Origin of the sequence: Klebsiella sp. w6 (assembly GCF_033100215.1) — a bacterium.
In the GTDB taxonomy this organism is placed as follows: Bacteria; Pseudomonadota; Gammaproteobacteria; order Enterobacterales; family Enterobacteriaceae; genus Klebsiella; species Klebsiella variicola.
In genome coordinates this window covers 2934792-2950228 of record NZ_CP136907.1, presented here as the reverse complement: position 1 = coordinate 2950228, position 15437 = coordinate 2934792, and the positions used below count along the sequence as shown (strand labels likewise).

Below are 15437 nucleotides of genomic sequence, written 5' to 3'. Positions count from 1 at the left end.
TGCCGGGAACGTCTCAGCGATTTTGAGGCCGCCAGCATCGGCAGTTTCAGTCGCGCAAGTGGGTAAATGAGTGACAGGTCGCACGATCCGTAGGCCGGGCAAGGCGTTAGCCACCGCCCGGCACAAACGCGGCTCTGCGCTGGCTGTTCTTGCTCAGCGGTGAAGCCGCCACCCGGCGGAAATGCCGCTATATTAGCCCTTATTTCTCAGGCTCCTGCGGCGCGACGGCTGGGGCGGCGTACCAGGCCTCCTGCGGCACCACCACCGCCGCCTTGGGCTGCATCACAAAGTTCGGCGACATAATCTGCACGCCGAATTCGTTAAACACATCAATAATACTGCTATGCAACGCGTTGCGGCCATCCGGCAGCTTAGTTGTGGGGAGCAAGTGCACCTGCAGCTCATACGCGGTGTACCAGTCAAGCAACCCCAGCTTGCGAACTATCGGGGCGATTTGTTGATCCACCCCAGGGGTGCGTCTTGCCGCCAGCTCCAGCAGCGCATGCACCTGACGCCACGGCGTATCGTAGCCGATGGTGACGCTGGTGGTGAGATTGAACCCGCCGTCGGTGCTCTCGGCACTGAGATTAATAATTTTCCCGCTCACCACCACGGCGTTCGGGACGGTGACAATGTAATTCTCACGGGTGAGGATCTTGGTCGCCAGCACGCCAATCTCGCTGACCTGTCCCTCATTGTCGGCGAGGCGGATCCAGTCGCCTTTGCGCAGCGCCCGGGAGTAGATCAGCACCAGGCCGCTCATCGCATGGGTCATCACCCCGGTCGACCCGAGAGTCAGCATCAGGCCGAAGAACACGCTAATGCCTTTGAAGGCGAGGGAGTTGGCGCCGGGGAGGAACGGGTAGGCGGCGGACAGGGCAAACAGCCAGATGACCACCGAGATCAACCGGCGGGTGGCGCTGACGGTTTCCGGATGGATGCCCGGCACCTGAATGCGGCCGGCGGCGACCTGGTCGAGAGCCACTTTCACCAGGCGAATGATGAGCCAGGTGATCAGGAAAATAAGCACCACGATCATCAGCCCCGGCAGGGAGGCGACAATCGACAGGGAGAGATCGCGGATCACGCCCAGCGACCAGTCACCCAGCGATTCACTCCACACCCGTGTCCAGGGAAACAGGCTGAAGGCCCAGCTCAGCCAGAGATAACTGGCCAGCATGCCGACGAGAATGACCAGCACAGCATAGAGTCGAACTTCAATATTGCCGAGATAGCGCCGCCAGTGCTGCGGGATGGCGCTGCGTTTTTCAAGGATCCGCAGCAGGAAAAAGCGCCGCACCCGCCGCCAGGCGCGGAAGGCGCCGTAGTAAAACAGCGCCAGCAGCAGCCCTCCGGCCAGCGCTTTGCCGGCTGAAAGCAGCAGATAACGGTCGTTGAACTGTTCCTGCAGGCTGGTGCGCTGGGCCTCCATTCGCGCCAGCACCCGCTGGGCCGCCTGGTCGAGGGTTAAATCATCGCCCTCATCGAGATCCGCCTGGCTCAGCAGCAGCACCGGTTTGCCGTTCATCAGAAACAGCCGGCCCGGCTGACCATAGCGGTTGACCGCAACGACCCGCAGCGGTTGGCGAATATCGTCTTCAGTAAAGGCGCGTAAGGCGCTGCGGGTACGCAGGACGCGCTCTTCGGGCGTGGTCTGGCCGAAAGTAGCCTGCAACATGACGACAGGTTGATGGAAAATCGTGACTGTGCGTGCCTGCTCGCGGGCGGTCGGCTGCTGTCTCGGTTCGGCAGCCAGCGCCGGCTTTAGCACCAGCAGCGCCAGCGCCCAGAGGATCACCACGCTCATCCTGTTCATAGAGGCACCTGAGAAAGAGAATTATTGTTATTTTTCAGCAAACAACGGACGGCTTGTAGTTGAGCATAGCCTGGCGCGAAATGAATTCAAGCTGGCGCGGCGTGGGCATAAAAAAAGCCGTCGCCCAAACGGCGACGGCCTGATATCAGCGTCAGAAGTGAGCGTTAGCCGTGCTGTTGACAGCCGGCACACTGCTTATTCTGGATCTGCTGGAAGAAGTCGTTACCTTTATCATCAACCAGAATAAACGCCGGGAAATCTTCCACTTCGATTTTCCAGATAGCTTCCATCCCCAGTTCCGGATAGGCCACGCACTCAAGGCTCTTAATGCTCTGCTGGGCGAGCACTGCTGCCGGGCCGCCAATGCTGCCGAGGTAGAAGCCGCCGTGTTTATGGCAGGCATCGGTCACCTGCTGGCTGCGGTTGCCTTTCGCCAGCATCACCATGCTCGCGCCGTGCGACTGCAGCAGATCGACGTAGGAATCCATGCGGCCTGCGGTGGTCGGACCGAGGGAGCCGGAGGCATAACCGGTCGGCGTCTTCGCCGGGCCCGCGTAGTAGATCGGGTGATCTTTGACGTACTGCGGCAGCGCCTCGCCGTTATCAATAAGCTCTTTTAGCTTGGCGTGGGCGATGTCGCGGGCCACGATGATGGTGCCGTTGAGGCTCAGGCGCGTGGAGACCGGGTGCGCCGACAGTTGCGCCAGGATTTCGCTCATCGGCTGATTCAGGTTGATGCTGACGACATTGCCTTCACCCTGCTGACGCAGATGTTCAGGGATATATTTCCCCGGATTGCTCTCCAGCTTCTCGATCCAGATGCCGTCGCGGTTGATTTTGGCTTTGATGTTGCGGTCGGCGGAGCAGGAGACGCCCATGCCGATCGGGCAGGAGGCGCCGTGACGCGGCAGACGGATCACCCGGATATCGTGAGCGAAGTATTTCCCGCCAAACTGCGCGCCGAGGCCGAGGTTCTGCGCTTCCTGCAGCAGCTCCTGCTCCAGCTGGACGTCGCGAAACGCCTGACCGTGCTCGTTGCCTTCGGTCGGCAGGCCGTCGTAGTAGCGGGTGGAGGCCAGCTTCACGGTCTTCAGCGTCGCTTCTGCCGAGGTGCCGCCGATCACAAACGCGATATGGTATGGCGGGCAGGCGGCGGTCCCGAGGGTACGCATCTTCTCGACCAGATAGTTTTTCAGCTTCGCCGGAGTGATCAGCGCTTTGGTTTCCTGATAGAGATAGGTTTTATTGGCGGAACCGCCGCCTTTCGCCATGCACAGGAATTTATATTCGTCACCGTCGACGCTGTAGAGATCGATCTGCGCCGGCAGGTTGGTGCCGGTGTTGACCTCTTTATACATATCCAGCGGCGCGTTCTGTGAGTAACGCAGGTTATCTTCGGTATAGGTGTTGTAAACGCCCTGCGCCAGGGCGGCTTCATCGCCACCGCCGGTCCAGACGCGCTGGCCTTTTTTACCCATGATGATAGCGGTGCCGGTATCCTGACAGGTCGGCAGAATACCTTTGGCGGCGATTTCGGAGTTGCGCAGGAACTGCAGCGCCACGTATTTGTCGTTTTCGCTAGCTTCCGGGTCGAGCAGAATCGAGGCGACCTGCTGCTGATGGGAGACGCGCAGCATAAAGGCGGCGTCGTGGAAGGCCTGCTGGGCGAGCAGGGTCAGCGCCTGCGGCTCTACTTTCAGAACCGGCTGGCCGTCAAATTCGGCGACAGAGACGTGCTCTTTGCTGAGCAGATAGTATTCGGTATCGTCGTGCGCCAGCGGGAACGGATCCTGATAAACAAACGGTTTAGTCGACATAGTCACTTACTCCATAAAGATAAAAACCGCCGGGGTGGTCCCGGCGGTTATGAATCAGAACATCATGGACATCCACGGATAGCCAATCAGCAGCAGGGCGGCCAGGAAGATGGCGCCAAAGATGGTGCCGAGGCGCCAGTAGTCTTTGGTCGGCAGGTAGCCGCTGCCGTAGTAGATTGGGCTTGGGCCAGTACCGTACGGGGTGATAATCCCCATCACGCCCAGCGAGGTGACCATCAGCAGGACGAACACTTCCATATTCATACCCGGAATGGTGGCCGCAATAGTCAGCATGGCCGGCAGCAGGGCAGTGGTGTGCGCGGTGGTGCTGGCAAACAGGTAGTGCAGCAGGTAGAACGCCAGCAGCAGGACGATGGTCGCCACGCCTGGGGAGATACCGCCCATCAGCGCGCCGCCCTCTTTACCCAGCCAGGCGATGAAACCGGTGGAGGAGAGGCCGTCGGCCAGCGCCACCAGGGTGGCAAACCAGACAAAGGTGTTCCACGCCGCTTTGTTGTTGGTGATGTCGCTCCAGGAGATCACGCCGGTCCACAGCATCAGCACGATAACCAGCAGGGCGGCCAGCGCCGGTTCAATCCAGTCGGCGGCGAAGATCCACATCATCAGCGCGAAGCAGACGAACACCAGCAGCAGAATTTCATTGCGCGACAGTTTGCCCAGTTTTTCCAGCTCACGCGCGGCCCACAGCGGCACTTCGTTATTGATTTTCACTTCCGGCGGATAGAACCAGTAAGCCAGCAGCGGCATAGTCAGGATCAGCAGGACACCGAGCGGCAGGAAGGCGATGAACCAGGTCCCCCACGAGATGTTGATGCCGACGATGCTTTTTACCAGCGCCAGGGCCAGCAGGTTCGGTGCCAGCGCTGACAGGAACATCGAGCTGGTGATACAGGCGGCGGTGATCGCCACCCACATCAGATAGGAACCGATTTTACGCGCGCTCGGGTCGTTTGGTTTTGAACCGTACAGCGGCGGCAGGTTGGCAATAATCGGGTAGATGGTACCGCCGCTGCGTGCGGTGTTAGACGGCGTAAACGGCGCCAGCAACAGGTCAGCGAAGGTGATGGCGTAGCCCAGCGTCAGGCTGCGACGGCCAAGATATTTCACCAGGATCAGCGCCAGGCGGCGGCCAAACTGGGTTTTATCGTAGCCGGCGGCGAACATAAAGGCGCCGAAGATAAGCCAGACCGTGGAGTTGCCGAAGCCGCTCACCGCCCATTTAAAGGAGGCGCCGGCCAGCTTGAAGCTCGGGGCGGCCATCTGTTCCGGGCTGAACAACAGCCACTGGCTACAGAGGGCGATCACCACCACGCCGGTGATGCCGATAACGGCGCCAGGCAGCGGTTCAAAAATTAACCCGACGATCACCCCGACGAAGATGGCGAAGTAGTGCCAGGCGTACGGCGGCAGGCCGTCCGGGACCGGAACGAACAATAACAGTACGGCAACGATAATCGGCAGCGCCATCATCAGGAGACGTTTTTTAGTCGCAGTCGTTGGATTGACTGCACCGGCAGGCGGTATGGTTGTCTTTTTCTCTTTCATAATGAGTATCTGCAAGTTGTTGAAAATAGCGTTTACGCCAGCGACATGCTCAGTGATTTCTTTAATTACAAAAGTTACTTTAGTTTTTATTTTTCGTTTCTGAGTATCGTCAGGGCGTTTATTTAACGCGTTTGTCTGGGCGTTAAATTAAATTTGTTGGTTATTTATATATTGCGCTTTCAATGGCCGTTGCAATTGATCGAGATCAAGAAAAGCAGGTGATTTCACTATTTTTTTATTATCAGTATAACCCTATATGATGAGGTGTTAATTTGGCTAAAATATCGATAAATGTTAAAATAAAAATGAACATTTAATGCTGAATTTATCCATTATTTTCGTAACTGCATGAAAATAAATGGTTTTATTGAAATTTGCGATCGTTTTTAATGTTAACATAAGTATCTAAAATGTTATCGTGCATTTGTATTATGTAAATGCTATTTATTATTTTAATAATACAATAGAGGTAGCGATGTTATTGTTGGGGTTAAATAGTTTTATAACTAACGTAATTGATTTAGTAACTAAAAAACACGCTATATTATTGGCATGACAACAGGAATTAAAAAACCAAAACCATTAATGATTCCGTCACCCCATTCTGAGTTTTTAATATTTTAAAATCTGGAGCGTAACTTATGACCAGTAACGAACGAATTCTGCAGCCATTTACTTTACCAAATGGTACGGAGCTGAAAAACCGTTTGCTCATGGCGCCGATGACCACCTGCACCGGTTATTTCGATGGGACTGTCACCAGCGAGCTGGTGGAGTACTATCGCGCTCGCGCCGGCAGCATCGGCACCATTATTGTCGAGTGCTGCTTTATTGATGACTACGGCCTGGCCTTCCCGGGCGCGATCGGCATCGATAATGATGAAAAAATTGCCGGCCTGGCGAAAATCGCCGAGGCGATCAAAGCGCAAGGTTCAAAAGCGATTCTGCAGATCTATCACGGCGGACGCATGGTCGACCCGCAGCTGATCGGGGGGCGCCAGCCGGTGGCGCCAAGCGCTATTGCCGCGCCGCGTGAGGGCGCCGCGATGCCGCGGGCGCTGAGCGGAGAAGAAGTGGAAGGGATGATCGCCAAGTTTGGCGACGGCGTCCGTCGCGCCATTCTCGCCGGCTTCGACGGCGTCGAAATTCACGGCGCCAACACCTACCTTATCCAGCAGTTCTATTCGCCGAACTCCAACCAGCGCGACGACGAGTGGGGCGGTAGCCGCGACAATCGCGCCCGTTTCCCGCTGGCGGTCCTCGACATCACCCACAAAATGGCCCGCCAGTACGCTGACGATGCCTTTATCATCGGCTATCGCTTCTCGCCGGAAGAGATGGAGGTCCCGGGGATCCGCTTCGACGACACCATGTATCTGCTGGAAAAGCTGGCTGCCCGCGGTGTCGATTATCTGCACTTCTCGGTGGGCGCGACCCTGCGTCCCTCTATCGTCGATACCAGCGATCCAACACCGCTGATCGAGAAATACTGCGCGATGCGCTCTGAAACCCTCGCCCAGGTGCCGGTGATGGGCGTCGGCGGGGTGGTTAACGTTGCTGATGCCGAGCTGGGCCTCGATCACGGTTATGACCTGATCGCCGTGGGCCGCGCCTGCATCGCCTATCCGGACTGGGCGGCACGCATCGCCGCCGGTGAAGAGCTGGAGCTGTTTATCGACAGCACCCAGCGCGAGGCGCTGCACATTCCGGAACCGCTGTGGCGCTTCTCGCTGGTGGAAGCGATGATCCGCGACATGAGCATGGGCGACGCTAAATTTAAGCCGGGGATGTTTGTTGAAACCGTTCAGGATGACGCCAATGAACTGGTGATCAACGTTAGCCTCGAAAATGATCATATTGCCGATATTGAACTGGCGGCGAGCCCGGTGCAGACCGTCGAGTTCACCACCAGCTTCGAAGAGATCCGCGAACGTATTCTGACCGCCAACACCCCGCACGTGGACGCCATTTCCGGTGCCACCAGCCAGAGCGAAGCGGTGAAAAAAGCGGTCGCTAAAGCGATGCTGAAATCCAGCAAAGCGCTGGCAGCGGAAGAGGGCGGCAATGACGCCGCGCCGAAAAGTTATGACGTGGTGGTGGTCGGCAGCGGCGGCGCCGGCCTGGCGGCAGCCATTCAGGCTCACGACGAAGGCGCCAGCGTCCTGATCGTCGAAAAAATGCCGACCATTGGCGGCAACACCATCAAGGCTTCCGCCGGGATGAACGCTGCGGAAACTCGCTTCCAGCGGGTCAAAGGTATTCAGGACAGTAAAGAGTTGTTCTATCAGGAAACCCTGAAGGGCGGCCACAACAAAAACAACCCGCAGCTGCTGCATCGCTTCGTGGAGAATGCGCCGCAAGCCATTGAGTGGCTGGCGGACCGCGGCATTATGCTCAACGACATCACCACCACCGGCGGGATGAGCATTGACCGTACCCACCGTCCGCGCGACGGATCAGCGGTCGGCGGCTATCTGATTAGCGGCCTGGTGCGCAACATCACCAAACGCGGCATCGACGTCCTGCTGGATACCTCGGTGGAAGAGATCCTGATGAGCGGGGATGAGGTGAGCGGTGTACGTCTGGTCAACGACGAAAAAGAAGTCATCGAAGTGCAGACCAAAAGCATCGTAGTGGCCACCGGCGGCTTCAGCGCCAACAGCGCGATGGTGGTGAAGTATCGTCCGGACCTCGACGGTTTCGTGACCACCAACCACAAAGGGGCGACCGGGAGCGGTATCGCGCTGCTGGAACGCATCGGCGCTGGCACCGTGGATATGGGCGAAATTCAGATTCACCCCACCGTCGAACAGCAGACTTCGTACCTGATTTCCGAATCGATTCGCGGCGGCGGTGCTATTCTTGTTAACCAGCAGGGGAACCGCTTCTTTAACGAAATGGAGACCCGCGATAAAGTCTCGGCGGCGATTATCGCCCTGCCGGAACACTATGCGTACATTGTCTTTGACGAGCATGTGCGGGCGAAAAACAAAGCTGCCGATGAGTACATCGCCAAAGGCTTCGTCACCAGCGCCAGCTCCCCGCGTGAACTGGCGGAGAAACTGGGGATGGATTACCATGCCTTCCTCGCCACCCTCGAGTGTTACAACGGGGCAGTGGAAAAACAGCATGATGAACAGTTTGGCCGGACCACCGCGCTGCGCGCGCCGATTAACGAAGGCCCGTTCCATGCCATTCGCATCGCCCCCGGGGTGCACCACACCATGGGCGGCGTGACCATTAACACCGATGGCGAAGTGCTGAACGTTGACCAGCAGCCGATCCGCGGCGCCTACGCCGCCGGTGAAGTGGTGGGCGGGATCCACGGCGGCAACCGCATCGGCGGTAACGCGGTCGCGGATATCATCATCTTCGGTACCCTCGCGGGCCACCAGGCGGCGAAACGTGCCAGAGGATAACAGGTAATTGCTGATGCCGGGCTGGTGCTTTTGCCGCCCGGCTTAGAGCCTATCTCATTAGGGCTATTTTGCTTGCCATGTTGAACCTGGGCAGTGCTCGAAATCCTCACGTACTACGTGTACGCTCCGGTTTCTGCGCGCTGTCCGTGTTCAAACTGGCTGCGCCAATTACGCCTACTGGGATAGGTTCTTATCCCTTCTGAAGGAGAGCCCGATGTCCGATAACCGTGTCTATAGCTACTCCGCCGTCCTGATGGGGTCCCCCATTCTGCTCAAACTTTATTCCCACGATGAGGCGCTGGCCTCCCGCGTATTTCAGTTAATTAAACGCTACGAAGATCTGCTTACCGTTAACCGTGCCGAGTCGCAGGTGATGGATATCAACCATGCCGCCGGACGCCATCCGGTCACGGTCAGTCGCCCGGTCTTTCAGCTGATTCAGTGCGCCAAAGCCGCCAGCATGGTGCGCGACAGCGCCTTTAATCTTGCCATCGGCCCGCTGGTGAAGCTGTGGCGAATTGGCTTTCACGGGCACAGCGTGCCTGACGCGGCTGATATCAGAGCCCGACTGGCGCTGACCCGCCCACAGGAGGTGATCCTCGATGAGACTACCTGTAGTGTGTTTCTCCAGCAGCCGGGGATGGAGTTGGATCTTGGGGCGATCGCCAAAGGCTATATCGCTGACCGCGTGCGCGATTATCTCCGTCAGCAGCAGGTGGCGAAGGCGCTGATCAATCTCGGCGGCAATGTGCATACCCTCGGCGAATGGACCATTGGCCTGAAAAAACCGTTTGCCGACGCGCAGGCGCTGATTGGCTCCCTGACGATCAACGGGCAGTCGGTGGTCACTTCCGGAACCTATGAACGTTATTTTGAGCAGGACGGCAAACGCTGGCACCATATTCTCGACCCGCGCAGCGGTTATCCGCTGGATAACGAACTCGACAGCGTGACGGTGATTTCCACGGATTCTTTAGACGGCGATATCTGGACTACGCTGCTGTTCGGCCTCGGCGTAGAGAAGGGCTGCGCAGCGCTGCGTCAGCGTGAGGATATCGACGCGATTTTCGTCACCAAAAATCGCGACATCATTCTCTCATCGCGGCAGCGGCTGCGTTTTTCGCCGCTGGACAGCGGCTATCAGGTTATTGACTGTACTGCTTAAGCAAACTGTACTGTTCGGCGACCAGGCGGTAGCGATAGACCGGTCGCCCGGTAGCGCCGTAGTGGATAGTGGTGTAGAGGATATTGATCTGCGCCAGCCAAATCAGATATTTGCGGCACGAGACGCGGGAGATATTTACGGCCGCCGCCAGCTCATCGGTAGAGAATTCAACGTCCGGATGGGCGTCAATCCACTGGCAGAGCGTACGCAGCGTTTGCGCGGTTAGCCCCTTGGGCAGCTTGCGCGCGTCGCTGGCCTCCGGCGCGCCGCCGTGCAGCAGACGGTCGACGTCGGCCTGTTCGTAATACGGCTGGCCGGTCATCAGTTTACGCTTCTCCCGCCAGGTGGTGAGCGCCTCTTCAAAGCGCGGAAACTGGAAAGGTTTGATCAGGTAATCAACCACCCCGTAATGCATCGCGGTCTGCACCGTGGCGGCGTCTGCCGCCGAGGTGATCATGATGACATCGATAGCGCGCCCCGACTCGCGGATGGTCGGCAGTAGATCCAGCCCGCTGTCCTGTTGCATGTAGACATCCAGCAGCACCAGATCGATCTCCCGCTGCTTATCGTTAATCATCTCCTGGGCCTGACTGAGCGTCGAAGCGCTCCCGCTGCAACGAAAGCCGGGAACTCTTGCCACGTACAGGCGATTCAGTTCGGCCACCATCGCATCATCGTCAACAATCAACACATTTATCACGCACGTTTCCTTTTACTATCCCAGGGGAGATGAACAAAAAATTGGGTAAATACGCCGGGTTCCGACTCGACGGCGAGGGTGCCGCCCAGTTCGCGCAGCTGCTGGTTGGCGAGAAACAGCCCGACGCCGCGATTCTCGCCTTTGGTGGAGAAGCCTTTGTTAAAGATAGCGTCGATATTATTTTCCGGGATCCCCGGTCCGTCATCGCTCACTTCACCGCTTAGCCAGCCGTCCTGGTAGTGCAGCAGCAGGCCGATCTCACCCTCCGCCTGGCCGCTCATGGCGTCCAGCGCGTTCTCGATAAGATTGCCCAGCACCGTCACCAGTACCGTGACCTGCTTCTCGTTCGGGCAATCCGGCACCAGGCTCTCTTCCGCCAGCGTCAGCGTAAAGCCGCACTCGGTGGCGCGCTGAATTTTACTTATCAGGAAGCCCGCCACCACCGGGGATTTAATACGGTGCTGAATGTCGCCGATGTCCGCCTGATAGCGGTGGGCGGTCTGCAGCACGTATTCCTCGAGTTTGCCATAGCTTTTCATATTCAGCAGGCCGAGGATCACGTGCAGTTTATTCATAAATTCATGAGAGGTGGTGCGCAGGGCATCCACATAGCTCATCATGCCATCCAGCCGCTGCAGCAGCTGGCTCACCTCGGTCTTATCGCGGAAGGTACAGATGGCGCCGACCACCGATTCCTGGTTGCGAATGGGCACCGTATTGCCGATCAGCAACAGGCCATTGCATCCCAGTTCGCGGTCGTACATCGGCTCGCCGCTCTGCAAGACGGTCTGCAGGTCGGCCAGTAGCGGCGTGTGGGCGAGGGTTTTGTCCGGGCCGGAAAAGAGGATCTCCTGCGCCGCCGGGTTGATCAAATTGACTTCGCCGTGGGCATCGACGGCAACGACGCCCTCCTTCAGGGCGTGAAGCATGGCCTGACGCTGTTGAAACTGGGTGGAAATCTCCTGCGGCTCCAGCCCCAGCAGGATGCGCTTCAGACCGCGTACCAGGCTCCAGGTGCCCAGCGCGCAGACCAGCGCGCTGAACAGGATGGTCAACAGTACGTCCCAGCGGCTGTTGGCGATCTGTTCGTCCACTTTACTCAGCGAAATGCCGACCACCACCACGCCAATTTGCTGGTGCTGGTCGTTGAACACCGGGGTGAATACCCGCAGCGCCGGGGCCAGCACGCCGTGGTTAATGGCAACGTTCTCTTTTCCCTGCAGCGTGGGCAGGATATCCCGGCCGATAAACCGCTTTCCGATGATAGAGGTATCCGGATGCGAATAGCGAATACCGTGCATATCGGTGACGATAGCGTACAGTAGGTCGTTGCGCCGGGTGATGGCCTGCGCCAGCGGCTGAATGATCTGCTGCTGCGGGGGCGCCTCCAGTCCGCGCTTCACCTGCGGCATATCGGCCATGGTGCGCGCCACCGCCAGCGCGGTCTCTTTCAGACCGTCGCGGGTGGCATTGCTGATCTGCATATACCACAGGGCATAGACCAGCAGGAGAACGGCGCCGATGACGCTGCCAATCATCAAGGACACGGCGGTGCTCAGCTTTAACGGTAAGGCGCGTTGGCGAACGCGAGGCGGGTGCTCTGAAGCCTTCATGACGATCCCGGATAGATTCAGTGAAGGCATATTATCGCCGATAGGACGGTTTTCATAAAGCCGTGTAATCAAAGCCAATCGAGGCGGTTTAGCCGATACGTAAACCGTTTCACATGCTCTGCCAACAATCCTTCTGGCTGGCCATGCCGGCGAGCGGCGAAGATGAGACCTCAGACAGGATTGCTCAGATAACCGACAATCGCCCCCTGACGGGGCGGTCGGGAGGGTAAACTGTGACCCCGACGGCGGTAAAGCACAGAACATTCCACTTATAGTGGCGGCAGAGGTTAAATAGTCCTGATGAATATAAGGATATGCATCAGGCCGCTGATTACGCCGAGATGCGCTTTTTCTGTTGTAAATGGAGGTTGTTATGAACAGTTCGCTAACCGCTGCAATGCAGGCCCGCCGTCACCCGGATACCACTCACATCGATCGTCTCGCCACGGCAGACATGCTGGCGATGCTGCATCAGGATGATAAGCAGATATCGGAGGCGGTCGGCGCCTGCCTGCCGGACATCGCCCGGCTGATTGATGTCGCCACCGCGACGATGGGCCGGGGAGGGCGCCTGGTCATTATCGGCGCTGGAGCGTCAGGCCGGACGGCCATCGAGGCGGTCAGCGACTATTCGCCGGAAGGCAAACACGCGCTGGTGGGACTGATTGCCGGTGGGCAGACGGCGGCAATGGCCGAGCGGGAAACCGCAGCAAATAATTATGACCTGGGCGCCTTTGAACTGCAGTCGCTGGACTTTTCCAACCACGATATGCTGCTGGCGTTGACCGTCAGCGGCAAGACGCCGTGGGTGTGGGGCGCGATGCGCCACGCCTGGTCGCTGGGGGCCCCTATCGCTGTCGTCACTCAGCAGGCGGCCAGCGAGGCGGCGCAACTGGCGGATATCATTATTGCCCCACAGACCGGGCCGGAAGCGGTGGCAGGCTTAGCCAATCCGAAGGCTCAACTGGCCCAGCGGCAGATCGTCAACATGCTGACGACCGGGCTCGCCATCCGTGACGGTCGGGTGTACAGCAATCTGCGGGTGGACGTGCAGGCTGACAATTCGCACTGGGCGGAGCGGCAGATAGCGATTGTCATGGCGGCCACCGACTGCACGCGCAGTGAAGCAAAAGCGGCACTGGCCAGCTGCCATCAGCACTGCCGCACCGCGATCCTGATGCTGCTCAGCGGGCTGGATGCCTGGCACGCGCGCGAGCTGCTGAGGGAACATCACAATCACCTGCGTCTCGCCCTGCGCGAAGCACAGCGCAGCAGCACGACCACTCCCGCTCATTAACCCCTCAGCCAGGCGCGCGCGATTGTCGTACGCGCCTGGGCTTTATTAACTAAAAAAATCTCTATTTTTTATTTTTCTCAGCAATCAGGCTGAATTTTCGATCTTATTTTTCACCAGGTATCATTTTGATGTCTCGCTTTGCTTTTTTAAGTTAAATAATTATTTGATTAAAAATGCCAGAGTGTAAATGATATTTTAAAATAAAGTAAAAGTGCGTTAATATGCTGCCTCTTATTACCGTGTGCTACGTGATAATTCTATTATGCCTGCAATGAAAAAAACGATTATTTCCATTACCGCATTAGCGATGTTCGTCAGCGCGGCGACGCATGCTGAAGCGGATACCTCTAAAAAGACCGACTTCCTGCTGATTGGCGGCGGGATCATGAGCGCCTCGCTCGGCACCTGGCTGCAGGCGCTGCAGCCGGACTGGAACCTGACCATGGTGGAGAAACTGGACGGCGTGGCCCTGGAATCTTCCAACGGCTGGAATAACGCTGGTACCGGCCATTCAGCGAATATGGAGCTGAACTATACCCCGGAACGAGCGGACGGGTCGATTGACGTCAGCAAAGCGCTGGATATTAACGAACAGTTTATGATTTCCCGTCAGTTCTGGTCGGCACAGGTGAAACGCGGTATTTTGCACGACCCGCACTCCTTTATTAACTCCACACCGCATATGAGTTTCGTGTGGGGCGATAATGTGGATTACCTGCAAAAACGTTATAACGCGCTGCAGCAGACCACCTTATTCCAGGGAATGAAATTCTCCACCGATCACGCGCAAATTAAACAGTGGGCGCCGCTGGTGATGGAAGGTCGCGATCCGCAGCAGAAAGTGGCCGCCACCTGGACGCCGGTGGGTACCGATGTCAACTACGGCGAAATTACCCGCCAGCTGATCGGCAGCCTGAAGAAAAATAACCACTTCACCCTGCAAACCTCCTCCGAGGTGACCGATTTCAAACGCAATGCTGACAACTCCTGGCACGTGACGATTAAGAACGTGCAGAGCGGGGACGCGCAGACTATTGACGCCAAATACGTCTTTATCGGCGCCGGCGGCGGCGCGCTGAAGCTGCTGCAGAAAACCGGCATTCCGGAAGCGGATAACTATGCCGGTTTCCCGGTGGGCGGCTCGTTCCTGATGACCGAGAACCCGGCGGTCACCGCGCAGCATCTGGAGAAAGTCTACGGTCAGGCTTCGGTCGGCGCGCCGCCGATGTCGGTGCCGCATCTTGACGCTCGTTATCTCGACGGGAAGCGCGTGGTGCTGTTCGGGCCATTCGCCACCTTCTCGACCAAGTTCCTGAAAAATGGTTCGTTCTTTGACCTGCTCAGCACCACCACCACCGATAACGTGCTGCCGATGACCCACGTCGGTCTCGACAACTTCGATCTGGTGAAATATCTCGTCAGCCAGGTGATGCTCAGTGATGATGACCGTTTTGCTGCGCTGAAAGAGTACTACCCGGACGCGCGTAAAGAAGACTGGAAATTGATCCAGGCCGGTCAGCGCGTGCAGATCATCAAGAAAGACGCGGAGAAGGGCGGCGTTCTGAAGCTCGGTACCGAAGTGGTGGTCGATCAGCAGAAAACGATTTCTGCGCTGCTCGGCGCGTCGCCGGGGGCTTCCACCGCCGCGCCGATCACCCTGAACGTACTCAAGCAGATGTTCCCGCAGCAGTTTAACTCGCCGGAGTGGCAGAGCCGTATTCACGCTATCGTGCCGAGCTACGGTCAGAAGCTGAACGGTAACGTGGCGCTGACCCAGCAGGTTTGGGATGACACCGCTGCGACCCTGCAGTTGACGAAACCGCCGGTGATCCAGATGCCAGCGGCTGCGCCTACCGCGACCGCCAAGCCGGCAGAGACGCCGCGCGAGGCCTCGCCGCAGCACGATATGGCGCTTTAAAAGCACATTCGTGCAGTGAACAAAAGGGAAGACCACGGTCTTCCCTTTTTTACATCCACATTTCCCTGCCGCTATTTATGAATGATGCTCATAACCCTGTTATGATTTCCGGGGATTATCCGTTAC

9 protein-coding genes are annotated in these 15437 nt (G+C 57.7%); 4 read left to right on the top strand and 5 right to left on the bottom strand.

The window, feature by feature from the left end; genetic code table 11:
- Positions 1-199 precede the first annotated feature (199 nt).
- From R0140_RS14580 to R0140_RS14570, 3 genes are all read right to left on the bottom strand, one after another.
- Positions 200-1816, bottom strand: a complete 1617-nt coding sequence (locus tag R0140_RS14580; RefSeq protein WP_165455209.1) for a mechanosensitive ion channel family protein — start codon at positions 1814-1816, stop codon at positions 200-202.
- 164 nt (positions 1817-1980) lie between these two features.
- Entirely contained in the window at positions 1981-3633 is a 1653-nt protein-coding gene (gene fumA, locus R0140_RS14575; protein ID WP_040968471.1) for a class I fumarate hydratase FumA, read from the bottom strand.
- A gap of 54 nt (positions 3634-3687) precedes the next feature.
- Positions 3688-5199, bottom strand: a complete 1512-nt coding sequence (locus R0140_RS14570) for an anion permease (RefSeq protein ID WP_110222354.1) — start codon at positions 5197-5199, stop codon at positions 3688-3690.
- Between the two features lie 641 nt (positions 5200-5840).
- Between R0140_RS14570 and R0140_RS14565 the strand changes: the two genes are divergently transcribed.
- Both R0140_RS14565 and R0140_RS14560 read left to right on the top strand, forming a co-directional pair.
- Complete coding sequence (locus R0140_RS14565) at positions 5841-8618, top strand: flavocytochrome c (RefSeq protein ID WP_032739838.1); 2778 nt, start codon at positions 5841-5843, stop codon at positions 8616-8618.
- Positions 8619-8832: 214 nt separating this feature from the next.
- Complete coding sequence (locus R0140_RS14560) at positions 8833-9783, top strand: FAD:protein FMN transferase (RefSeq protein WP_022066053.1); 951 nt, start codon at positions 8833-8835, stop codon at positions 9781-9783.
- On the opposite strand, the gene dcuR is transcribed toward R0140_RS14560, so the two are convergent.
- A complete protein-coding gene (gene dcuR, locus R0140_RS14555) occupies positions 9764-10483 on the bottom strand; it encodes a two-component system response regulator DcuR (protein WP_008805043.1) in 720 nt (239 codons plus the stop codon). The genes R0140_RS14560 and dcuR overlap by 20 nt on opposite strands.
- Positions 10480-12096, bottom strand: a complete 1617-nt coding sequence (locus R0140_RS14550) for a sensor histidine kinase (protein ID WP_064176289.1) — start codon at positions 12094-12096, stop codon at positions 10480-10482. The genes dcuR and R0140_RS14550 overlap by 4 nt, the downstream gene beginning before the upstream one ends.
- A 373-nt stretch (positions 12097-12469) precedes the next feature.
- On the opposite strand from R0140_RS14550, the gene R0140_RS14545 reads away from it, so the two are divergent.
- Both R0140_RS14545 and mqo read left to right on the top strand, forming a co-directional pair.
- Positions 12470-13393 carry an N-acetylmuramic acid 6-phosphate etherase gene (locus R0140_RS14545; protein WP_046619584.1) on the top strand — a complete coding sequence of 308 codons (924 nt, stop codon included), beginning with the start codon at positions 12470-12472 and terminating at the stop codon, positions 13391-13393.
- A 307-nt stretch (positions 13394-13700) separates the two neighbouring features.
- On the top strand, positions 13701-15311 hold the full coding sequence (gene mqo / locus R0140_RS14540) for a malate dehydrogenase (quinone) (RefSeq protein ID WP_232685534.1): 1611 nt from the start codon (positions 13701-13703) through the stop codon (positions 15309-15311).
- The last annotated feature ends 126 nt before the right edge of the window (positions 15312-15437 follow it).

Excerpts from the sequence above, each read along its gene's own strand:
- R0140_RS14580 (WP_165455209.1), bottom strand. The coding sequence starts at position 1,816 with ATGAACAGGATGAGCGTGGTGATCCTCTGGGCGCTGGCGCTGCTGGTG.
- mqo (WP_232685534.1), top strand. The coding sequence starts at position 13,701 with ATGTTCGTCAGCGCGGCGACGCATGCTGAAGCGGATACCTCTAAAAAG.
- R0140_RS14550 (WP_064176289.1), bottom strand. The coding sequence starts at position 12,096 with ATGAAGGCTTCAGAGCACCCGCCTCGCGTTCGCCAACGCGCCTTACCG.
- R0140_RS14570 (WP_110222354.1), bottom strand. The coding sequence starts at position 5,199 with ATGAAAGAGAAAAAGACAACCATACCGCCTGCCGGTGCAGTCAATCCA.
- R0140_RS14565 (WP_032739838.1), top strand. The coding sequence starts at position 5,841 with ATGACCAGTAACGAACGAATTCTGCAGCCATTTACTTTACCAAATGGT.
- fumA (WP_040968471.1), bottom strand. The coding sequence starts at position 3,633 with ATGTCGACTAAACCGTTTGTTTATCAGGATCCGTTCCCGCTGGCGCAC.
- R0140_RS14545 (WP_046619584.1), top strand. The coding sequence starts at position 12,470 with ATGAACAGTTCGCTAACCGCTGCAATGCAGGCCCGCCGTCACCCGGAT.
- R0140_RS14560 (WP_022066053.1), top strand. The coding sequence starts at position 8,833 with ATGTCCGATAACCGTGTCTATAGCTACTCCGCCGTCCTGATGGGGTCC.